The sequence below is a fragment of the Leisingera aquimarina DSM 24565 genome, from assembly GCF_000473165.1.
Classification (GTDB): Bacteria; Pseudomonadota; Alphaproteobacteria; order Rhodobacterales; family Rhodobacteraceae; genus Leisingera; species Leisingera aquimarina.
The window spans coordinates 1,603,199-1,624,892 of record NZ_KI421504.1 but is presented as its reverse complement, the minus strand read 5'-3'; the positions used below and the strand labels follow the sequence as shown (position 1 = coordinate 1,624,892).

The following is a 21,694-nucleotide window of genomic DNA, read 5'->3' as shown; positions in this document are numbered from 1 at the left end:
TGAAAGCCCTTTCCGACCGATGCTGGATTTCCGCGAACGTCCGATAAGTCTGCTGAGGAAACGCTGATTTCGCCTTAGTTTTCAATCGTATTTACCTTGTAAACAATAGACATACTCTCCAGTCTCGGGGAGAACTCAAATCCCAAGTACCATTTTATAAAGCTCCGTTGGATCAAGCAGTCCTTTGTGTGCCGACCAGTCCGCTTGCAACCAGTAGGCTTGCGACGGATTTTGCTTCGCGCGCAGCCGATTCCGAATGTGACATAGCCGCAATGACAATCGCCCCTTCCTTCAACAGCAGGAATTGCCGGGCTAGGGCATGCGGGTTCTCTGCCCCGGCATGCGTTGCCAGATTCTCGAAATGGTCCACAAGCATGCGTTTGTGCGCATAGGCCTGCGCGTTGATAGCATCGTCCGGATTTTGAAATTCGGCACTTGCCTTGATGAACATACAGCCCTTGAAACCGTCTTCTAAAAACCACTCCTCAAGCGCATCGAACATTGCCAGCAACTGCCCTTGCGGCGTGTCTGCCAGTTCTTCCATCCTTCGGAATAACCAATTCCGGAATTCCTCGTCCCGCAAGCGGAGTACCGCGAGTATCAACTCGTCCTTGGTGCGAAAGTGTTTGTATATAGAGGTTTTCGACACCCCTGTCTCTTTGGCGACAAGATCCATGCCCGTCGCATGAAACCCGTTTCGGTAAAACAGCAAGAGCGCTTTTCGAATCAGTTCTGCCCGTTTGCTTTGGCTCATATCGGCCCTTCACATTGACTGATCGGTCAATATAATCGAGCGGCGCACCAGTCAAGAAAACATCTGATATTATGATGTTATTTGGAGTAAATTCGGCGTGACCAGGGGCCGTGACGGTGTGGATCGTGAATTTTTACTTGATCACGTTGACCGATCGGTTCACCCTGATTGCGCATTTGCCGATCTGTTTAGCCGTGGATTTCCGAGGCGAGGGCATCCATCGCGCCCCGCTCGAAATTCTTGGAACAACTCGGACAATCTGACCATTGGATAACCAACATGGCCTATGCCCGGCTCAGCCCGGGCGGGGGCTGTCCAAAAGAGGAACCGCACGATGACCACGGCGGATATGACAGACCTACGCCAGGCCGCCGCTTTTTCCGAAGGTGGCGCCGGTGGAAACCCCGCAGGCGCCCTTATTGGGGACAGCCTGCCCAGCGACGCAAAGTTGCAGGCCATCGCAGGCGCTGCCGGATATTCCGATACCGCTCTTGCAGCCCCCGAGGGAGTTCACTGGCGCGTTCGTTACTTGACCCCTGATTGCGAAGTAGATTTTTGCGGTCACGCTACCATCACTGTTGGTGCGGTAATGACGGAGCTGAACGGCCCGGGCACCTATCCCCTTCAGATCAACGCAGGCGGTATCTGCGTTGCCGGGCGGTTGGATGACGCCAGGCAGTCACAGATCGAACTGTCATCGCCACCGGCGCACATCGGTCCTGTCGATGCCGCACCGCTTGAAAAGGCCCTTGCGCTCTTTGGTCTTCGCGGGGATGATCTCGACCCTCAGATACCCCCGGAAACTACAAATGCAGGCAATGATCACCTTGTACCGGCCTTGCGTCATCGCGTGCGGCTGGCGGCCATAGTGTATGATCTGGAAGCCGGTCGGCTTCTTATGGAGCAACATGGGTTGACCATCATCAATCTGATCTGGGCTGAGGACCGGCGCCAAATCCATTCCCGAAACTCCTTTTCCATTAGCGGCGTGCCCGAAGACCCCGCCATCGAAGCCGCCGCAGCGTTCGTCGGATATTTGCGCGATCTTGGCTGGTCCTACACCGCCGGCATCGAGGTTACGCAAGGCGCCGACATGGGCATGTCCTCCAAACCAAGAGACACCATTCCGGACGAAGCCGGCGCGCCGGTGCTGGTGTCGGGGACAACCCGTACAATCGAATAAGGACGCAGGGAAAAACACACGTGCAAAATGGCTTGGGGAAATCGAAATGGCATCAGTGGCATCTATCTTTGCAACCACGTTAACCCGTGCGGCCGGGCTTGATCTTAATGAGGGCGGGGAGGTTTTGGGAAATGGAGAGACCCTGTACTGCCTGAACAGCCCTACGGCAGACAAAATCCCCGAAAGCGCCTATTTCGGGTTGATCGACTGGCTTCGGATACGAACGAAGGACGATCCCGAACTTGTATTCAGCTATGCACGCGAAATCCGAGGCAACGATCTTGGCGCTTTGGGTCTGGCTATAAAATCCGCACCAACTCTGAGGGAAAGTCTGCTGCGCCTTGAGCGCTATTTCCGGTTACTCACAGACACCGCCGTTTACAGCCTGAAAGAAGACACTGATCCAGTGCTGTTTGCCCTAGAGGCCCGCACACCGGATCGCCCGGCACTCCAACTTCGAGATGAATGTGCGCTTGCCGCCATTGCAGATAACATCAAAGCCTTTGGCAGCAACGATATCGAATTCGACCACGTTTCATTCAGACATGACTGCCGCGGAGATCCTGCGCTCTTCGAAGCCTTTTTCGGATGCAAGGTCCACTTTGGTGCAAGCGACAACGCGATTGCTATTACTCCGGACCTCCTCAATCAACCAAACAAATTGGGGGATCAGGGCATCTCTGACTTCCTCACCCAACACCTTGATACAGAGATCCGGCAGCTGCCCGATCCGTCCTCCCTGAAAGATGAGGTCCTGGATCATCTCGCTTCGCGCCTTAGCGAAGGGGTGCCGCAAGCTTCTGACGTGGCGATGCGTATGGGCATGAGTGAGCGCACCTTTTATCGTCGACTAGCGGATGAAAACCTGTCCTACAGGGATGTCTTACGGGATGCGCAACTGTCACTGGCGCAGGAACTGTTGGCAGACAGCAACTGCTCTATAGCAGAGGTCGCTTTTCTGACCGGGTTTTCCGAACAAAGCACATTCAGCAGGGCGTTCAAACGCTGGGTGGGCGAGGCTCCCGCGCAATTCCGTCAGCTTTCACTGTGACGTGCCAAGCACCAACCGTGATTGGCAGACAATGCCAATACCTTGGCAGAACCGGCCAATACCCAGAGCCCCCTGGCACCTAAATTGGTTTCATCAGCCACCTGAGGGATGCCAGCACTCAAGCGTCAGAACAGTCCCTGACGACGCCACGGCAGACCTCCAACCGGAGAAGCAGGAATGAGACGTCCCGTAACAACTGTCCGCCTCAACTGGCATTCATTGCCATACGTGGTTTGTTTCCCTTGCCATCGCGAACTCAGCCGATCCCGGGCCATTCCTGCTTCGCCCCATTCACCAACCCGCAATGCCTGGAAGCCGTACAAGGGTCTGCCAAACGAAAGGGCGCTCGCAGTGGTGCTGATCTGTGGCGTCTGGTCGGCTCTCGCGACCATTGCTGAAATCATCAGGCTTGCTGAGGCAACTGCGACGGCATTCTGCCCCTTGTCGTACGCAGCACCATCTGCTCCCGCCCCATCAATACTCACCAAAAGGACAACGAAATGACCCGCCCGCCATTGCCGCCATTCACCCATGACACCGCCATCGAAAAAGTCCGCATGGCCGAAGATGGCTGGAATTCCAAAGACCCCGAAAAGGTTGCACTTGCCTATACGGCCGACAGTGTCTGGCGAAACCGCGCCACATTCATCACCGGGCGTTCCGCCATCATAAAATTCCTGACCGACAAATGGACCCGCGAACTGGATTACCGCCTGATCAAGGAACTCTGGGCCTTTACCGGCAATCGCATCGCGGTGCGGTTTGCCTATGAATGGCGCAACGACAGCGGCCAGTGGTTTCGATCCTACGGAAACGAAAACTGGGGATTCGCCGAGGACGGGCTGATGAAGTGGAGGATCGCTTCGATCAATGACCTGCCTATCGATGAAGCGCAGCGTCTGTTCCACTGGACAGATGCGACGCGCCCCCTGGGACACCAGGGTCTGACTGAATTGGGTCTCTAGACAACCTGAAGATCTGTCGCGGCTGCCGCTCTTTCCTGCGCCGGTCCTGCAAGCAAGAGAACATTCAACACCAGCGACGCAGCCTCATCGGCTGCGAATAGGGAAGCTTTGTCCGAATGCCTGCGTCCTCAATGCAGAGCCACGATGCCCTGCTCCAACTTTAACCAAGGAGACTACTCATGAATTCCGTTCACGAACATGACCACAATTGCGGGTGCGGACACACGCGCGAAAGCGTCGATCTTGCACGCCGCCGCGTGCTGGCGGGTGTTGCCGCAGCCAGCGCAGCGGGCGCTGCATCCATCATAGGCAACGCAGCGGGTGCTGCAACCGATGCGGCAAAGGCAGCATATGCGGATCCTGAAAACCCCGGTTTGCCACAGATTGACATGACCATCGAACCCGGGCGCACTGCCCTTGTAGTCACCGACCCGCAGATCGATTTTCTGTCGGAGGACGGTGTGACATGGGGTGTTGTGGGCGAAAGCGTCACGGAACAGGGGACCGTCGACAACATCGAACGCCTCTTCATTGCGGCCAAGGCGGCGGGCATGCCGGTCTTTATCTCTCCCCACTACTACTACCCCCATGACCACAAGTGGAACTTCGAGGGCACGCTGGAAGCGACGATGCACAAAATTGGCATGTTTGACCGCCTCGGACCGCTGAACATCGACAACTTCGAAGGGTCGGGCGCCGATTGGATGCCGCAATACAAGAAATACATCGAAGACGGCGAGACCATCGTGTGCTCCCCCCACAAGGTCTACAGCCCGGCGCAAAACGACCTGAATCTGCAGTTGCGCAAACGCAGGATCGACAAGGTGATCCTTGCGGGCATGTCCGCCAACCTTTGCACTCAGGCGCATCTCTATGACCTGCTTGAATTGGGCTACGAGGTTGCCGTTGTGCGCGACGCAACTGCGGGTGCCAAAGTGCCCGAAGGAGACGGATACCTTGCCGCACTCATCAACTTCCGCATGGTGGCTAACGGCGTCTGGTGGACCGACGACGCTGTCACTCGGATTGGAAACGGCGCCTGACCCCCGAACCCTTCATCCCGTATTCTGGAGAAGAAAATGACCAATAGCATGTCTGACATCAGCACCTGTGGGCCTGATTGAGGGGTTTGCATAACGGAAGGTTTCTGGCTCATCTGAATCGTCAAGGAGTGAAGATGAGACGGAAAGCTGGAACCGACGGCAAACCGGCGGCTGATCGGGTCGTCAAAGACATTCGCCGCAAGACGCGCAAGCATCATTCGGCTGAGGAGAAGATCCGCATTGTGCTGGAGGGTTTGCGTGGCGAGGAGAGCATCGCCGCGCTCTGCCGTCGCGAAGGGATTGCCACTAGCCTGTACTATTCCTGGTCGAAGGAGTTCCTGGAGGCCGGCAAGAAGCGGCTGGCAGGTGACACAGCCAGGCAAGCGACAAGCTCCGAAGTGAAGGAGCTGCGGGCTGAGGCGTCGGCCCTGAAGGAGGCCGTTGCCGACCTCACCCTGGAAAACCGCTTGCTCAAAAAAAGCATGCTCGGGGATGGGGACGACGACATATGAGATACCCCGCAACGGAGAAGCTCGAGATCATCCGACTTGTCGAGCAGTCCCACTTGCCAGCGAAGAGGACGCTGTCGAGGCTGGGCATCCCGAAAACCACGTTCTACCGCTGGTGTGCCCGCTATGAGGCGTTTGGTGAAGCGGGGCTCGAGGACCGCCGTCCACACCCCGGCCGGGTCTGGAACCGCATCCCCGACGAGATCCGGCAGGCTTTCGTTGACCTCGCCCTGGATGAGCCGGAACTATCGCCGCGTGAGCTGGCATTCCGCGTCACAGACACGAAAAAGTACTTTGTATCAGAGCCTTAGGTCTATCGCATCCTCAAGGAACAGGACCTGATTACTGGCCCGGCGTTCAATGTGATCAAGGCTGCGGACGAGTTCCACGACAAGACCACAAGAACGAACCAGCTTTGGCAGACGGACTTCACCTACCTGAAGGCGACTGGCTCGGGTTGGTTCTATCTCTCGACGATCCTGGACGACTTCAGCCGTTACATCGTGGCGTGGAAACTCTGCACAACGATGAAGGCCGGCGATGTCACCGGCACTCTGGAACTGGCGTTGGAGGCATCAGGCTGTTCGTCCGCGGCCGTCAGGCACAAACCGAGGCTGCTCAGCGACAACGGCTCATCATACATCTCTGGTGACCTGGCGGATTGGCTCCAAGATCAGGGTATGGACCACGTTCGAGGGGCGCCAAATCACCCGCAGACCCAGGGAAAGATCGCGCGGTGGCACCAGACGCTCAAGAACCGCAACCTGTTGGAGAACTATTACCTACCGGGCGCACTCGAGGAAGCGATCAGAGCCTTCCTCGGCCACTACAATCACCGCCGCTATCACGAGAGCCTCGGCAATCTGACACCGGCCGATGTCTACTTCGGTCGCAGCGACGGCATTCTGAAGGAAAGGAGAACCATCAAGGAAAGAACACTGAAACAGCGACGCTTGCTCAATCTCGGGCGCGCCGCGTAAGATCAAAATCGATGAGCCAGGCCGTCCTAAACGCCGTCAGCTCAATCGGACCATTTCATTTGATGACGGACACCCGACGAAAGGATGCATTGCGTGAAACTGCTGGGGCAGCGCCTCTCGGCGCGAGACTTCGACAGGCAGGTCGCGGAAATCCAAACCCGTTTCGCCGTGCTCAACCGCTACACCGCTCTTGGCATACCCGCAACAGAGGCTATCGGGTAAGTCTTTCAGGGCAAAAGGGAAGTCCGCCCGCCACCCGATTTGTGCAACAAAGCCCTTTGAAGCGAAAGCCATTCCTGCCCTGTCATCAGTACCAAAAAACCCGACCCCATTTTGGAACCCGGCCTTGCGAAGCCGCCTGGCAGTGATGTTTGCCTGAACTGCCGGTACGAGACAGGAAACCAGCGGTGAGACCGAAGGCAAACGGGTGGCAGTCAAAGGGGCCTGACAGCCCCTACAAAGAGGGCGTCTTAGCTTGGCTCATACTCCGGCAAAGCTTCCAGCTGTTCACGGGTTATGCTGGTGGTCAATCATTGAGAAGGCTAAGCCGAATGGCATCATATGCGGCAACGCTGCGCGGACCGGTCGCGCCTACTCTTTCACAGGCGGCCCAGGAGCGGCGTGCCGCGCCGCGTAGTCGCGCAGCAAAGACACACGCCGGGGTCTGAAGCTGCGTCCGTTGAGGCATGCGCGTTCCATCCCCGAGGCGTGGAAGACGCGCCAGTCCTGCCGCAGGCAGCACCAGGCCAGCACCTTCAGTGTCCCGTCCGAGTAGCTGATGCCCAAGGGCCAGACCTCGCGCTGAGTGACCCGGCCCTTAAGGTCACGATACCGCACGTCGAGCGCCAGCTCCTCCCAGCAGGCGCGTCGCAGAAGCGCCATGTCCACGGTGAAATCCACGCGGGCAGGCGGCGGGCGGAAGCTGCGCAAGACGGTGTGCATGGCGTGCCGTGATTGTTCGTCGGCAAGCGTGGCGATGATCCGGGCAAGCGCCGAACGGCCTGCCGTCTCCAGTACCGCGTCACCCGTCTGGCGCAATTCTCCCACGGCGAGAACCAGCGCCTCAATCTCCAGCCGGGAGAAGCTTTGCGGCGGCAACGCCGGATCCTCGGTCAGCCGGTAGCCCACCCCGGCCTCGCCGTCGATCAGGGCGCCGCCCGCCCGCAGCGTGGCGATGTCCCGGTAGAGCTGCCGCCGCGACACACCCGTCTCCGCCGCCAGCCTCGCGGCTGTGACCGGCGCCGGCAAGCGGCGCAGCGCGTCCATCAAGCGCATGAGACGGTCGGTCCGGGCCATGCTGACGGGATCTGTCAGCAGCCTGAGGCTAAGTCAAGGCATGACGCAATTTCAGGAGGCACCCATGCCGACACTCTACCACGCCCCGAACTCCCGCTCGACCTCGATCCTCGTCCTGATTGAGGAAATGGGCATCGCCGACCGTATCGACGTCATCGACGTCACGGTCGCCCGGCAGGATGGCAGTGGCGGTCCGGACCCGCGCAATCCGCATCCCGAGAAGAAGGTACCCTACCTGACCGGCGGCGCGGACGCCGTTCGCGAGCGCGGTGCAATGGTCGCATTCCTGACGGACCAGTTCCCCGAGGCGGGGCTCGGCCGTCCTGTCGGGCATCCGCAGCGCGGGGCATTCCTGAGCTGGCTGTTCTATTATCAGGGTGTGATGGAGCCCGTGCTGGTCCTTGACTGGGCGAAGATCGATCATCCCGTCTTCCACGCGACGTTCCGCGATCTGGATGCCGTTTTCGCCCGCCTGTCCGAAGCGCTGGACGGCCAGCGGTATCTTCTCGGCGAGGACTATTCGGCGGTCGACCTGCTGCTGTCGAGCCCGTTCCATTGGCTTCCGGACGCCGTGCCGGAACAGTCCTCCGTCCAAGCCTGGATAAGGCGCTGCGCCGATCGTCCGGCGTTGAAAGCCGTCATGGAACGGGAGAGATCGGGACTGCGGACATAGGTCGAGGTCGCGAACCCAAGCCTTTTGATCAGGCAGATGTTTTTCGGACGGATAGTCCTCCGGCTATCTCGGGCGTTCGACAGCTCCGTCCCGCACTGGGTGAGTTCGTTTGATCCGGGATTTTGCGATCGCAGCGAACGGCGGTTTCGACGGGCCGCGTTGGAAATCCTCCCAAGGTGAAAGCCGCGGGGAGCTGGGATCAGCCTATAGGTAAAGCCCGCTGACCGTTGGGGCGGGTCGCAACTGGCGCGCCGCCGGAAGGGTTGCAGGCCTGTGGTGCAATCCTGGGGATGCGCATGACCCGCGGATTTTCCGGTGATCGAGGTTGCTCTGCTCCTTTCATGTTGCAGTCTGAGGCCTCGGATACAAAACGTGCTGACCGGGTCTGCGGGGGCAGCCAGGGGATTATCAATATGGTGAAAGGGCTTTGGGTCATGCGGCCTGCTCCCTTGGCGGCACGCGGGACATCAGTTTCCGACCACGCCGGAAGATCTCGATGATGCGCATGGGTCCGTCACAGCAGGGACAGGGTTCACGCAGGGCGGGCGGGATGACCACGGTGTCCGTCGCAGCGTCTTGCTTTGGCTGTTCCACCTCAAGCATCGCGCGGATCTTCGTAATGCTTGGGGGCATGGAAGTGTCCGAGGCCAAGAGGCTGAAGGCCCTGGAGGCAGAGAACGCCAAGCTCAAGAAGATGTTGGCCGAGCACATGCTTGATGTGGCAACGCTGAAAGAGATGCTGGGAAAAAACTTCTGAAGCCCGGTGCGAGGCGGCGAGCTGTGGACTGGGCTATGACAGAGAAGAACTACAACCAGCGGCGGGCCTGTGCCCTGGCCGGGATCGATCCGCGCGTCTATCGGCGTGGATCAACCAGGCCTGCGGACGCCGAGTTGCGAGAGAGGCTGAAGGAGCTGTCCAGCGAACGGCGGCGCTTCGGCTATCGTCGGCTGCACCTGCTGTTCGGCCGCGAGGGCTGGAAGGTGAACTGGAAGAAGCTCTACCGGATCTACCGCGAAGAGGGGCTGAGCGTGCGCAAGCGCGGCGGGCGAAAACGCGCCATTGGGACGCGTGCGCCCATGGCGATCCCGCAAGGGCCGAACCAGAGATGGTCGCTGGACTTCGTCTCGGACAGCCTGTCCGATGGCCGCCGATTCCGGGTGCTATGCGTCATAGACGACTTCAGCCGGGAATGCCTGGCCACTGTCGTGGATACATCGCTGTCGGGTCAGAGAGTGGCACTACATCGCACCCGGTAAACCTAGGCAGAACGGCTTCGTGGAAAGCTTCAATGGCCGCCTGCGGGACGAGTGCCTGAATGAGCACCTGTTCGCCAACCTGCGCCACGCACGGGAGCTGATCGCGGCCTGGCGCCACGACTACAATCACCACCGCCCCCACACGAGCCTCGACGGGCTCACCCCGTGGGAGTATCACCAACGGTCAAAAGAGGACCAAACCCTGAACAGAGCGAACTAATAACCGCGGTCTCTACGGGGAGCACGTCAAACGCTGCGTAGCATAAAATTTCCGACGGTCTCTGGCGCAAACGCTGGGCATGCGAAAAGACTGCTCTCGAACTTATACTGCCCAAGGGAATGCACGGATTGCCGCCGGGATAAACGGCCACTGTTCTCCAATGGTTTGATGGTGTGAACCGATGAACATAACGCGATTCTGCTGCCGCGAATGGAAGGCTGTCTTGTGCGGTATATTAAGTGAGCAAATGCAAGAATGAGTATGAGGGGAAAACGTCCGCTCTGTGTTGAAACCTGCCCCTGCCCCAATCGAAAAGCCCCGCAGAAACCTGCGGGGCTTTCGTTTTCAGCAGCCGTGAGGCCGGGGCGATTATTCGTCGCCCGACTTCAGTGCGGCGCCCAGGATGTCGCCCAGCGATGCGCCGGAATCCGAGGAGCCATACTGTTCCACTGCTTCTTTTTCTTCCGCGATCTCGCGCGCCTTGATGGATAGGCCCAAGCGGCGTGTCTTGGAGTCGACGTTGGTGACGCGCACGTCGACCTTGTCGCCAACCGAGAAACGCTCAGGGCGCTGGTCAGCACGGTCGCGGGACAGGTCGGAGCGGCGGATGAAGGACTTCATGCCTTCATATTCCACTTCGATGCCGCCGTCTTCGATTGCGGTCACATTCACGGTCACGATCGAGCCGCGCTTCACGCCGCCAACCGCTTCAGCGAACTTGTCGCCGCCCAGAGCTTTGATCGACAGCGAGATACGCTCTTTGTCGACGTCCACTTCGGAAACAACGGCCGAAACCATGTCGCCTTTGCGGTAGTTCTGGATCGCGTCTTCGCCGCGCTCGTCCCAGGACAGGTCGGACAGGTGAACCATGCCGTCGATGTCGCCGTCGAGGCCGATGAACAGACCGAATTCGGTGATGTTCTTGACTTCGCCTTCGACCTCGGTGCCTTCCGGGTTGGCTTCGGAGAAGACTTCCCACGGGTTGCGCATGGTCTGTTTGAGGCCCAGGGACACGCGGCGCTTGGCACCGTCGATTTCCAGAACCATGACGTCGACTTCCTGGGAAGTGGAGACGATCTTGCCGGGGTGGACGTTTTTCTTCGTCCAGGACATCTCGGAGACGTGAACCAGACCTTCGACGCCGGGCTCCAGCTCAACAAATGCACCATAATCGGTGATGTTGGTGACGCGGCCCTTGTGCACCGAGGACAGCGGGTACTTGGCACCAACCAGATCCCACGGGTCTTCCTGCAGCTGCTTCATGCCGAGGGAGATACGGTGGGTCTCTTTGTTGATCTTGATGACCTGAACCTTGACGGTTTCGCCGATCGACAGGATCTCGGAGGGGTGGTTCACACGGCGCCATGCCATGTCGGTGACGTGCAGCAGGCCGTCAACGCCGCCCAGGTCAACAAACGCACCGTATTCGGTGATGTTCTTGACCACACCGTCGACCGCTTGGCCTTCGGTCAGGTTGCCGATGACTTCGGCACGCTGCTCGGCACGCGATTCTTCGAGGATTGCACGGCGCGAAACAACGATGTTGCCGCGGCGGCGGTCCATTTTCAGGATCTGGAACGGCTGTTTCAGACCCATCAGCGGGCCGGCGTCGCGCACAGGGCGCACGTCAACCTGCGAACCGGGCAGGAACGCAACTGCGCCGCCCAGGTCGACAGTGAAGCCGCCCTTGACGCGGCCGAAGATCGCGCCTTCGACGCGCTGATCGTCTGCGTAGGCTTTTTCCAGGCGGTCCCAGGCTTCTTCACGGCGGGCCATCTCACGCGAGATGACGGCTTCGCCGCGGGCGTTTTCAGCCGAGCGCAGGAAGACTTCCACTTCGTCGCCGACAGCAATATCAGCAGCTTCGCCGGGATTTGCGAATTCTTTCAGATCAACGCGGCCTTCCATTTTGTAGCCGACGTCGATGATGGCCTGACCGGCTTCGATTGCCAGTACTTTGCCTTTGACAACCGAACCCTCGTCCGGAGTGTCCATTTCGAAGCTTTCGTTCAGGAGGGCTTCGAAATCCTCCATTGATACGTTTTGAGCCATGAGGTCTCAGATTTCCTTTTCATACGGTTTTTCTGGCCATGCGGTTGTCTCCGCCGGTCTTGGTTAGCCGTAAAGGACGTAGCCCGGATCACATCTGATCAAACAAACACAAAGGGCCGAGGTGTGCCTCAGCCCTGCTCAGATGTGTCATCCGGACATTGACCGCCCTTGTACCGACAGCGCGCGTATAGGCGGATTCCCGGTTGCGTGCAAGGGGGAACAGCGGCGGGGCAAGCAGGCTGGAGCCTGTCTAAACATCATCGGATAGCGCGTGCACGAACGCGTTTGTGATCTCAGCCCATCCCCGGGCTTTGTCAGCAAAATCCCCTAGCCTTGCGCCGGTACCGTCAGGCCCCAACAGAAACGGGGCTTTTGAACTTTCATATTGCCTCAGTTCCCCGCCAATCAAATCGCGCAGCGACTCCATGTACCTTTGTCCTGCTGCAACCTGCCCTGCCTTCTTCGCATACCACCAGCCATCGCCCGCGATAACCTTTCCGTTGCTTTCAATGTACCCTGCAGAAACAGTTCCTTCGGACGCTGTAGAAAATCGAAGCACAAGGGTCTTTCTGAATTCGGCTTCAATGCCCGCCTTCACTGTCAGATGCAGGAACTCCTTAAGGCATACGTCACCTCCGGGAACGGATTGATCAAGTTGCTCAAAAAACTCCACCTCAGATATTGTATAGGGTTGAGCTGGTGCGCCTTGCGAAGACGTATCGGGCAATTTTGAAGGAGCTTCGATCCTGATGCTGGCGTCTTCCGCGATCCGTACAACACCCCGCTCCACAAGCACTGTTTTCATCGGCACCCTGGGCACCACCAGAATCCGGTTCGGACCGTCTTTCCAAATGGTCAGGTCCAACAAGGCAAGCCCGGTGTGAAGACCGGCATGCATTTGCAAAAACTCGGTCAGTTCCTCAACACCTTCGCGAATGCCGTCAGTAATGATCATAACCATGAACCTTCCAGAGCGAAGCCTGCGTTCAACGGCATCAATGAATTGAGCTTCGTCCAGGAAGGCCTGTTCTGCGACTGCCTCCCAAAGGGTTTCACCCGCCATGGACTGGCCACGCAATACTGCGGCTTCGAACTCACTGTAATGCAGGCCATGAAGTGCCGCCGCATAATCCAATGCCTGAGCCACCACCTCGCGGCGGGCTTGCGGGTTACGGGCCAGCTTGCACTCTCCGATGATTATTCCTCCGGCAGGCGTCATCCAAAGATTATCCAGAATACCGGCGGTTGTCGGGAGCTCCATGCAAATGGGGATCAAAGGCGTGAAAGCTGGTTCGATTTCTGCCATTGGCATGATTTCAGGATGATCATGCACCAATTGCTGAAGGAAACTCTCCCGCAAATCACCGCTGTCAGGAGACCCAAGCAGCACGCGCTTCCAAGCAACGCCGTTCCCGTTCCCGTTCCCGTCAATCAGGATTGGTGCGGATTGAGGGGTGCGCAAGCTCACGGTGCTTGTGTTTCTGTGATGCCCATAGTCATTTATATGGAGGCCGACAGCCAGCTGTCCATACAACAGAACAGCTGGCTGACAGTGTCAGGATTAGAGTAAAGACGGCATGCCGGGAGTTTCAGGCTACCACCGTGTTATCACCGTTCAGGCCTCAGGCGATCTCGGTCACGATAGTGTCGCGGGATTTGCGGACCTTTTTCATCGGCAAGAGCCAGTCGCCCTGTTCTTCCCTGGTGCCGAGCGGCAAGAGCAGGACCGAGCGCAGGCCGCGCTCCTTGAGGTTCAGGATTTCGTCGACCTTTTCCGGTGTGAAACCTTCCATCGGGGTGCTGTCGACCTCCAGCTCCGCCGCAGCGGCCAGGGCAAAGCCCAGCGCGATATAGGCCTGACGGGCGGCGTGGTCGTGATTGGTGCGCTCCTCGCGCGGCAGGTAGGTCGCCTTGAGGTTATCATAGTACTGGTTCAGCATCGGGATCTCGCCGCGTTCTTCGGTCATCTGGCGGGTGACGGCATCAATGCGGTCTTCCGAGTAGTTGTCCCAGGCGGCAAAGACCAAAAGATGCGAGCCGTCGGTGATCTGGGCCTGATCCCAGGCGTGCGGGCGGATCTGCGCGCGGATCTCCGGGTTGGTGATGACAAACACCTCGAACGGCTGGGTGCCGGAGGAGGTCGGCGCCATCCGGATCGCCTCGATAATCTGCTCGACTTTCTCCTGCGGCACCGGTTTTGCCGGGTCCATCTTCTTGGTTGCGTAGCGCCAGTTCAGTTTCTCGATCAGGGTGCTCTTGCTCATGTCGCGGGTCCTTTCTCGGCAGGTTGCCAGGGGTGGTATAGATTTGTGACTGGCTATATAAGAGGCACTGGATGGGGCACAAGAAGGCACAGGTTTGAGCCCAGGTAACACGGAAGGAACCGCCATGGCAGACGCCGCCAAATGCCCGGACTGCAGCCGCATAAACGAAGTGTTGTCACGGGTCGGGGACCGTTGGAGTGTGCTGGTGGTGATTTCACTGGCGCAATACGGGGTGCTGCGGTTCAACGAGCTGAAGCGGAATTTGGGGATTTCCCAACGGATGCTGAGCCTGACCCTGCGCAGCCTGGAACGCGACGGGCTGGTCAGCCGCACCTATTACCCGACGATCCCGCCCAAGGTGGAATACGCGCTGACGCCGCTGGGAGAGTCGTTCCGCGAGCCATTGCGTGCGCTGGGGCTCTGGGCGCTGGAGCATTTGCCGGTGATTGATGCCGCACGGGCCGATTTCGATGCGGCGGCGCTGGCAGAAAAGAAATCCGCCTGACACTCAGTCCCCGTCAATGCCCCAGTCAAGGCTCAAGTCCAGGCCCCGTTCAAGGTGCAGCGGGCTGCTGCAAGCGGGGCCTGAAGCTATGTCCGGAACTCCCAGACTCTGGCATCCCGCTGCAGCATAGCGGTTTCGGCGGCATCAAGCCGTGCTGCTGCGGCTACGGGGTTTTGGCTGCCGCCAGCCTTTATCCAGACCCTGAGGGCCGATGCCGGGCTCCAAGGCAGGCAGGCGGAGGCCAGCCAGTGCCGCAGCCCGGGCGGCAGCGCGTCATAGGCCTGCATCGGGTTCCCTGCCCTGCGCCGGCGTTTCAGGCGGGAATTCAGATTCCGACGAGCCCTGCGGTCAGCCATTGCGGCGCCAGCCCGGGAAGGGATCGTCCAGCGCGTCCCAGGCAGGGTCAAAGCCGCCAGGCGCTTCCTGCATCAGACAGGCGTCGAGGCGGGCGGAGATCGCGTCCTTATCCAGTCCCGCGCCGATAAACACCAGTTCCTGGCGGCGGTCGCCCCAGGTTTCATCCCAGTTTTGCAGGAACTCGCGCCGGGCCTCAGGGTGGGCGGGCCAGCGTTCTGTTGGCACTGCAGCCCACCACAGGCCCAGCGGGCGGATCGAGGAAATTGCCCCGGCCAGCGAGAACTCGGCGGCCCATTCAGGGCGGGTCGCCAGCCAGAAATGCCCCTTGGCCCGGATCACGCCAGGAAGATCACCGTTCAGCACTGCGTGAATCCGGGCGGGATCAAAGGGCCGCCGGGCCCGGTACACAAAGGAGGAAATGCCGTATTCCTCGGTCTCCGGCACGTGGTGTTCAAAACCGTAGAGTTCCTTGGCCCAGAGGGGGTGCTCATGCGCACGGTCGAAATCGAACCGGCCGGTGTCAAAGATCCTGCCGCCGTCCACCTTGGAATGATCCGCGTGGATCACTGCGGCATCCGGGTTCAGCGCCTTGATGACGGCCATGGCTGCGGCGGTCTGATCCGGCCCTGCATCCGACACTTTGTTCAGGATAATGACATTGGCGAACTCGATCTGGTCGGTCAGCAGGTTGACCAATGTGCGGTCATCTTCCTCACCCAGGCTTTCGCCGCGGTCGCTGAGGAAATCGTGGCTGCTGAAGTCCTGCAGCAGGTTCACCGCATCGACCACCGTCACCATCGTGTCCAGCCGGGCTACGTCCGACAGGCTGGCGCCATCGGCATCCCGGAAATCGAAAGTTGCGGCCACCGGCAAGGGTTCGGCAATTCCGGTGCTTTCGATCAACAGATAGTCAAAGCGCCCCTCCCCCGCGAGGCGGCGCACTTCCTGCAGCAGGTCATCGCGCAGGGTGCAGCAGATGCAGCCGTTGGTCATCTCCACCAGTTTTTCGTCCTGCCGCGACAATTCGGACCCGCCGCGCACCAGGTCTGCGTCGATGTTCACTTCGCTCATGTCATTGACGATCACCGCCACCTTGCGGCCCGCGCGATTATTCAGGACGTGGTTCAGGAGCGTGGTCTTGCCCGCCCCAAGAAAGCCGGACAGGACCGTAACCGGCAGCCTGTTGTCGGTCATGCAGAATCTCCATATGTTATATCATAACAAATATTCCAGATGACTAGCAGCCTGTTTCACAACACGCAACCCTGGAACCAATAGAAGAGCCATGGCTAATAAGTGTATTCCGCCTTCAGGATGACGCAAAACGGCATTCAGCGGCCGTGTTTCGCTTGCAGTCTGGACCTGCAGTCAAGAGCGGGGACAATATGAGCCAGCAACTGAATTTCCTTGTCATCATCTCCGACGAGCACCGCAAAGATGCGATGGGCTGCGCCGGTCATCTGATTGTGAAAACCCCGAACCTGGATGCGCTGGCCGCACGCGGCACGATGTTCACCTCGGCCTATACGCCCTCACCCATGTGCGTGCCGGCGCGGGCGGCGCTGGCCACCGGCGACTGGGTGCATAAGAGTGGGCATTGGGACAGCGCGACGCCCTATGCCGGAGAGCCGCAAAGCTGGATGCATCAGCTGCGGGAGGCAGGCCGCGAGGTGGTTTCAATCGGCAAGCTGCATTTTAGGTCGGGCGAGGATGACAACGGGTTTTCCGAGGAGATCCTGCCGATGCATGTGGTCGGCGGCGTCGGCTGGGCGGTCGGCCTGTTGCGGGAGAACCCGCCGGACTACGACGCGGCGGCAGAGCTGGCAGGCGATGTGGGCGCGGGATCCAGCACCTATACTGATTACGACCTGACGATCACGGGCGCAGCAGAGGCCTGGCTGGCGGATCCGAAACGGCAGGATCAGCCCTGGGCCGCCTTTGTGTCGCTGGTCAGCCCGCATTATCCGCTGACCTGTCCCGAAAAGTGGTACAGCATGTATGATCCGGCAGAGATGGATCTGCCAGTGGGCTATGGCGCGGGACTTCCGGACCATGAGGAGCTTCGCAATATTGCCGCGTTCTTCAATTACGGCGACTATTTCGATGAGCAGAAAATGCGCGAGGCCAAGGCGGCCTATTACGGGCTGACGTCGTTCATGGATCATTGTACGGGCCGGGTGATCCAAGCGCTGGAGGCAAGCGGCCAACTGGAGAATACCGTGATCCTTTATGTGTCGGATCACGGCGATATGATGGGCGATCAGGGGTTCTGGACCAAACAGGTGATGTATGAGGCCAGCGCCGGGGTGCCGATGATTGCCGCGGGTCCGGGCATTCCGGCAGGCGGGCGCCTGGCGACTTGCACCAGTTTGACCGACATCGCCGCCACCGCGCGGGAAGTCTGCGGCCTGGCAGAAGATGCTGTCAGCGAAGGGCTGCCGGGCGAATCGCTGCGCAGGATTGCCAGTGCGCCTTATGACGAGACCCGCAGCGGTTTCAGCGAGTATCATGACGGCGGATCGAAAACCGGTGCCTTTATGGTGCGCTGGGGCCGGTGGAAGTATGTCCATTACGCCGGAATGCAGCCGCAGCTTTTCGATCTGGAGGCCGACCCGCAGGAACAAACGGACCGGACAATGGACGGAAGGAACGATCCGGAGGTCACGGCAGCCCTGGCCGAAGGAGACCGGCGGCTCCGGGCGATCTGCGATCCGGAAGAAGTAAATGCCCGCGCCTTTGCCGACCAGCGCCGCCGGATTGCCGAATTGGGCGGCGAAGAAGCCTGTCGCACGGCTTATGTGTTCAACCACACGCCAACACCCGACGAGCAGGACCAGATGCGCGAAGGTTCGCCGCTGTAGCGCTTGCCGACGATCCGGCCTTTCCCTAGGCTCGCCAACGGGAGGGTCTGCAATGACACTGAACGAAGCGATCGCAAGCCAGCCCCTCTGGGTGCAGATCTGGGTCAACATCCTGTTCCTGGGTGCATTTGTCCTGCCGCTGGCGCTGCTGATCTGGAAGGCCAGCCGGGTGGCCGGGCTGGTCACGGTGGCGGCCAGTGTATTGGCGGGGGCCGGAGTTTACTGGCTATACGGGCAGCTTGGATATGTGCGCCTCTTGGGACTGCCGCATGTGGTCCTGTGGACACCTTTGCTGATTTGGCTGTGGCGGCAGCGGGCGCAGCCCGGTATGCCAGAATGGCCGCGGCGGATCATCCTGGCTGTCTGCACAGTGATCGCAGTTTCGCTGGCCTTTGATTACGTCGATGCGGCGCGGTATTTGCTGGGAGAGCGGCAACCGTACTAACCGCTGCCGCGCGCAAAAGTTTTTTTAAAAAAAATTAGCAATTTTCCTGCCTAAGAAAATTGCAGCGCCCGGCTAGAGGTCGATTTCCAGCACGCCGTCCGGTTCAACCGCGCGGGATTGGCAGAGGATGATGGCGCCCTCGCGCTGCTTATTCGAAAGCACGAAGTCGCGGTGATCCGCGTCGCCTGAGATCAGCCCGCACTTGCAGACGCCGCAAATGCCATCGGAGCATTTCACATCCACATGGATACCGCTTTCGGCCAGTGCCTCGATGGCGGTTTTTTCGGCTGGCACCAGAATTTCCCGGCCCGATTTCGCGAGCCTCAGGGTGAAGGGGTGGTTTTCATATTCGGGCTGCTCAGGGACCGAAAAATACTCCATGTGGCAGCTCTCCTCGGGGAAGCCGCTTGCCTCTGCCGCGTCCTGCACCGCCTGCATGTAGGCTTCCGGTCCGCAGGTGTAGACATGGCTGCCGGGCGCATAGCGCAGCACGTGTTTCAGATCTGCGCGGGAGCCTTGATCCGAGAAATGCAGATGCACTTTGTCAGCCCAAGGGACGCCCTTCAGGTCCTTAAGAAACCCTGCGCTTGCCTTGTTCGAACATGAGTAGCGGAATTCAAAGTCTTTGCCCAAGGCCTGCAGGCGATGCGCCATGGCGATCATCGGGGTCACCCCGATGCCGCCGCCCATCAAATAGGATTTGGCCGCACCCTCGACCAGCGGGAAATGGTTGATGGGTTTGGAGATGAACACCATCCGGCCTTCCTCGAAGATCCGGTGCATGAGCCTGGAACCACCGCGGCCCGTGTCCTCGCGCAACACTGCGATCTGGTATTTCGTGCGGTCCGCCGGGTCGCCTGACAGGGAGTACTGGCGGAAGAACTCCGGTGCCACAACCACGTCGATATGGGCGCCCGCAGTGGCCGCGGGCAGCAGGGCGCCGTCCGGCAGGGAGAACTCATACTTGGTGACGGCATCGGTCATCTGCTCCACCTTGGAGAGCCGCACCCGCATCACCGGTGCGGCGCCCTGGCCGGCGGTATAGACATGCTCGGGCGGCAGGCCTGCGGCGCGGCGGCGCTTGTGCTCGGACGCCGGGATCATGGCCTGATAGGCGGCAATCCCGGCCTCGCGGTCCATCGGCGCGGGCCAGGCATAGGGCGGCGGTGCCAGCGGCGCCGGGTAGACCGCCAGGGTCTGGTCCTCAAACTTCAAGTCCAGGTCCTTGGACAGTTTGCGGACGTTCACAGGATGCTGCGAGGGCGCATAAGGGCCCTCCTCCGCCATCTCCAAATCCCACCACCACGTCTTGGTGCGGTTGATCTCGCCATTGCCCAGCGCATCGTCGAGTTTCGCCAGCAGCGGCGCGCTGCCCGGCAGGTTCATTGCCGCCCAGCGGAAGGGCGCCTCGGCAAACAGGCCTTCGAGGTTCCAGGGGCAGGTTTTCATGCAGCGGCCGCACATGGCGCCGCCGGGGACGGTGACGCGGTAGGTGGTGCATTTCTGGCTGTCGGATTTCCAGATCTCGTAGCCGTTGAACATCAGCTTCGGCCCGGCGGTGATGGCGCCGGAGGGGCATTCGCGGGCGCATTTATTGCAGGCCTCGCAAAACCGCTGCAGGCCGAAATCGATCGGCCTGTCATGGGTCATCGGCAGGTTGGTGGTAACGGCGCCGGATTTCAGCCGCGGACCAAGGAAGGGATTCAGGATCACCTCGCCGATGCGGGACACTTCGCCAAGACCTGAAAGCAGCAGCAAGGGCGGCTGCAGCACTTCGCCGTCCATTACCGAATGCACCCGGGCGGTGTAGCCGAGGTTGCGGATCTGCTGCGCGATCACCCCGCCCAAGAGCGAGAACCGCAGATAGGCACGCATCGACTGGGCGCAGGCGATCCAGTCGTCGCCGGAGGCCCCCTCCATGGTTTCGTGACCCTGGTCGATGATGATGCTGATGGCGTTTTCGTGATAGCGGGCCAGTGGCTCTCCCGCCGCGTCGTGGGAGTAATAGGCCCAGTCCGGGCAGCGCGAGATGCCCACCGCGTCGCAGCCGAGGAAATAGGCGGCGGCCTTGATATTCGCGGCATTGCGGGCGGCGTCTGCAGCGCTGGGGTCCACCTGCGACGCGGCTTCGCCGTCCTGCAGCAGCACAAATGCTGCGAGCGAGGTGCGGAAGGCAAAGGCCGAGGAGGACTTTCGGACGTAGTTGCCGTTCTTCGCCGCCTCCTGCGGGCCTTTGCCGAGATCACCGAACAAGGAGCGCGCAAACATGTCGGCGCGTTTCGGCACCCGGGCGACGTTCACTTCGTCGATATAGGTTGTTGGGTCTTCCACCCGTTTCAGGGTCTCGAACGGGTGCGCACCATCCATGAAGCGGCGCTTGGCGTAAGGATCGCGGGTGTTGGCGCTTTTGGCGTGGGCGCCAAGGCCCATCCGGTAATTGAAGCCCGGCGCCTGGCCCGGCGACAGCGGTTGATCGGAGGCCAGCTCCAACGTAGTGGTTACGGCAGCAATGCCAAAGCGGCTGCCGAGGAATGGGTTGGTCAGAACTCCGTTTTCACAGGTGGCAAGACCTGCCTGCACCGCCAGCTTGCCCAGATGCACATCACTGGTGGCACCGGTGTGGGCGCGCGCCTCCCACCCCAACAGGCGGATGTAATTGGCCAGCGTCACCACGGTTTCTGCCGCCCGCAGGCAGGCGCGCTGTTCCTGCGCATCCGCCAGCCATTCGGTGCCCTCCTCACCCGTTTCGGGATCGCGGGAGAATTCATAGACATAGACCAGCGCGTACGTGTGGTGGCGGCAGTCTGCGGGCGAGGCCTGCATCGACTCGCGCAAACTGGCCATCACCACGTCGATGCCAGAGGCAAAGGTCTTGGTTTGTTTGGTGCGCAGATCCGCGGCCAGCGCCGCCACGTCCGGGTTCGTTAACGGTGTGTCCAGCCAGGCGCCGGATGGTACTGTGCAGGCGCCCGCGAGCGAGGCATCGCAGAAATAGCCGAATGCCTTCAGGTGATCCGTGCGCTCCTGCGGGTTTGCGGGGATGTTCGCGCGTTCCTTTTTCACCAGCCCTTCACGAGTAGCGTCCAGCATCGCCTGATAGTCGCGCATCGCATTGACGATCGACAAGGGAGCTTCAGGGCGGCGGAAAGACGTCCGGGACAACGGCGGCAGCCTGTCCAGGTCCGCAGGTGCCGCCTGGCGCGCCAGCGTCTCCATCGGATAGGCGCCCAGATGCACAGGCCGGTTGCGGTATGAAAACAGTTTGCCCATGGTTTGCCC

16 protein-coding genes and 3 pseudogenes are annotated in these 21,694 nt (G+C 60.1%); 11 read left to right on the top strand and 8 right to left on the bottom strand.

All coding sequences use genetic code 11. The features are described from left to right. Nucleotides 1–172: 172 nt before the first annotated feature. Entirely contained in the window at nucleotides 173–754 is a 582-nt protein-coding gene (locus AQUI_RS0112110) for a TetR/AcrR family transcriptional regulator (RefSeq protein ID WP_027257760.1), read from the bottom strand. Nucleotides 755–1,088: 334 nt separating this feature from the next. Here AQUI_RS0112110 and AQUI_RS0112105 point away from each other — a divergent pair, with 334 nt between their 5' ends. The 6 genes and pseudogenes from AQUI_RS0112105 to AQUI_RS30710 all read left to right on the top strand — a co-directional run. Beyond that, complete coding sequence (locus AQUI_RS0112105) at nucleotides 1,089–1,937, top strand: PhzF family phenazine biosynthesis protein (protein WP_211236012.1); 849 nt, start codon at nucleotides 1,089–1,091, stop codon at nucleotides 1,935–1,937. A gap of 46 nt (nucleotides 1,938–1,983) precedes the next feature. Then, on the top strand, nucleotides 1,984–2,988 hold the full coding sequence (locus tag AQUI_RS0112100; RefSeq protein ID WP_027257758.1) for an AraC family transcriptional regulator: 1,005 nt from the start codon (nucleotides 1,984–1,986) through the stop codon (nucleotides 2,986–2,988). A gap of 500 nt (nucleotides 2,989–3,488) precedes the next feature. Then, complete coding sequence (locus tag AQUI_RS0112095; protein ID WP_027257757.1) at nucleotides 3,489–3,953, top strand: nuclear transport factor 2 family protein; 465 nt, start codon at nucleotides 3,489–3,491, stop codon at nucleotides 3,951–3,953. Nucleotides 3,954–4,132: 179 nt separating this feature from the next. Further along, complete coding sequence (locus AQUI_RS0112090; RefSeq protein ID WP_027257756.1) at nucleotides 4,133–4,996, top strand: cysteine hydrolase family protein; 864 nt, start codon at nucleotides 4,133–4,135, stop codon at nucleotides 4,994–4,996. 134 nt (nucleotides 4,997–5,130) lie between these two features. Beyond that, nucleotides 5,131–6,485: pseudogene (locus tag AQUI_RS27730) on the top strand (IS3 family transposase). Nucleotides 6,486–6,560: 75 nt separating this feature from the next. Further along, nucleotides 6,561–6,707: pseudogene (locus AQUI_RS30710) on the top strand (IS5/IS1182 family transposase); the annotation flags it as partial. A 369-nt stretch (nucleotides 6,708–7,076) separates the two neighbouring features. On the opposite strand, the gene AQUI_RS0112070 reads toward AQUI_RS30710, so the two are convergent. Then, nucleotides 7,077–7,781, bottom strand: a complete 705-nt coding sequence (locus tag AQUI_RS0112070) for a helix-turn-helix transcriptional regulator (RefSeq protein ID WP_027257753.1) — start codon at nucleotides 7,779–7,781, stop codon at nucleotides 7,077–7,079. Nucleotides 7,782–7,845: 64 nt separating this feature from the next. Between AQUI_RS0112070 and AQUI_RS0112065 the strand changes: the two genes are divergently transcribed. Together AQUI_RS0112065 and AQUI_RS27720 are read left to right on the top strand one after the other, a co-directional pair. Then, entirely contained in the window at nucleotides 7,846–8,454 is a 609-nt protein-coding gene (locus AQUI_RS0112065) for a glutathione S-transferase family protein (RefSeq protein ID WP_027257752.1), read from the top strand. A gap of 625 nt (nucleotides 8,455–9,079) precedes the next feature. Beyond that, a pseudogene (locus AQUI_RS27720) lies at nucleotides 9,080–9,931 on the top strand (IS3 family transposase); the annotation flags it as partial. 369 nt (nucleotides 9,932–10,300) lie between these two features. Here AQUI_RS27720 and rpsA read toward each other — a convergent pair. The 3 genes from rpsA to AQUI_RS0112040 all read right to left on the bottom strand — a co-directional run bounded on the left by rpsA (nucleotide 10,301) and on the right by AQUI_RS0112040 (nucleotide 14,247). Then, nucleotides 10,301–11,983 (bottom strand): 30S ribosomal protein S1, encoded by a 1,683-nt coding sequence (gene rpsA / locus AQUI_RS0112050; protein ID WP_027257751.1) that lies wholly within the window; start codon nucleotides 11,981–11,983, stop codon nucleotides 10,301–10,303. Nucleotides 11,984–12,233: 250 nt separating this feature from the next. Next, entirely contained in the window at nucleotides 12,234–13,451 is a 1,218-nt protein-coding gene (locus AQUI_RS29265) for a hypothetical protein (RefSeq protein ID WP_156916817.1), read from the bottom strand. Nucleotides 13,452–13,605: 154 nt separating this feature from the next. After that, entirely contained in the window at nucleotides 13,606–14,247 is a 642-nt protein-coding gene (locus AQUI_RS0112040) for an NAD(P)H-dependent oxidoreductase (protein ID WP_027257750.1), read from the bottom strand. Between the two features lie 124 nt (nucleotides 14,248–14,371). Here AQUI_RS0112040 and AQUI_RS0112035 point away from each other — a divergent pair, with 124 nt between their 5' ends. Further along, nucleotides 14,372–14,752, top strand: coding sequence for a winged helix-turn-helix transcriptional regulator (locus tag AQUI_RS0112035; protein WP_027257749.1), 381 nt, complete (start codon nucleotides 14,372–14,374; stop codon nucleotides 14,750–14,752). Between the two features lie 86 nt (nucleotides 14,753–14,838). On the opposite strand, the gene AQUI_RS31900 is transcribed toward AQUI_RS0112035, so the two are convergent. Then, nucleotides 14,839–15,108, bottom strand: coding sequence for a DUF6525 family protein (locus AQUI_RS31900; protein ID WP_027257748.1), 270 nt, complete (start codon nucleotides 15,106–15,108; stop codon nucleotides 14,839–14,841). Continuing rightward, complete coding sequence (locus tag AQUI_RS0112025; RefSeq protein ID WP_027257747.1) at nucleotides 15,101–16,303, bottom strand: GTP-binding protein; 1,203 nt, start codon at nucleotides 16,301–16,303, stop codon at nucleotides 15,101–15,103. Before AQUI_RS0112025 ends, AQUI_RS31900 begins: the two co-directional genes overlap by 8 nt. Nucleotides 16,304–16,494: 191 nt before the next feature. Between AQUI_RS0112025 and AQUI_RS0112020 the strand changes: the two genes are divergently transcribed. Further along, nucleotides 16,495–17,970 (top strand): sulfatase family protein, encoded by a 1,476-nt coding sequence (locus tag AQUI_RS0112020; RefSeq protein ID WP_027257746.1) that lies wholly within the window; start codon nucleotides 16,495–16,497, stop codon nucleotides 17,968–17,970. A gap of 52 nt (nucleotides 17,971–18,022) precedes the next feature. Then, nucleotides 18,023–18,415 (top strand): hypothetical protein, encoded by a 393-nt coding sequence (locus AQUI_RS0112015; RefSeq protein WP_027257745.1) that lies wholly within the window; start codon nucleotides 18,023–18,025, stop codon nucleotides 18,413–18,415. Nucleotides 18,416–18,487: 72 nt separating this feature from the next. Here AQUI_RS0112015 and AQUI_RS0112010 read toward each other — a convergent pair whose 3' ends face one another. Beyond that, nucleotides 18,488–21,685, bottom strand: coding sequence for a 2Fe-2S iron-sulfur cluster-binding protein (locus AQUI_RS0112010; protein ID WP_027257744.1), 3,198 nt, complete (start codon nucleotides 21,683–21,685; stop codon nucleotides 18,488–18,490). Between the last annotated feature and the right edge of the window lie 9 nt (nucleotides 21,686–21,694).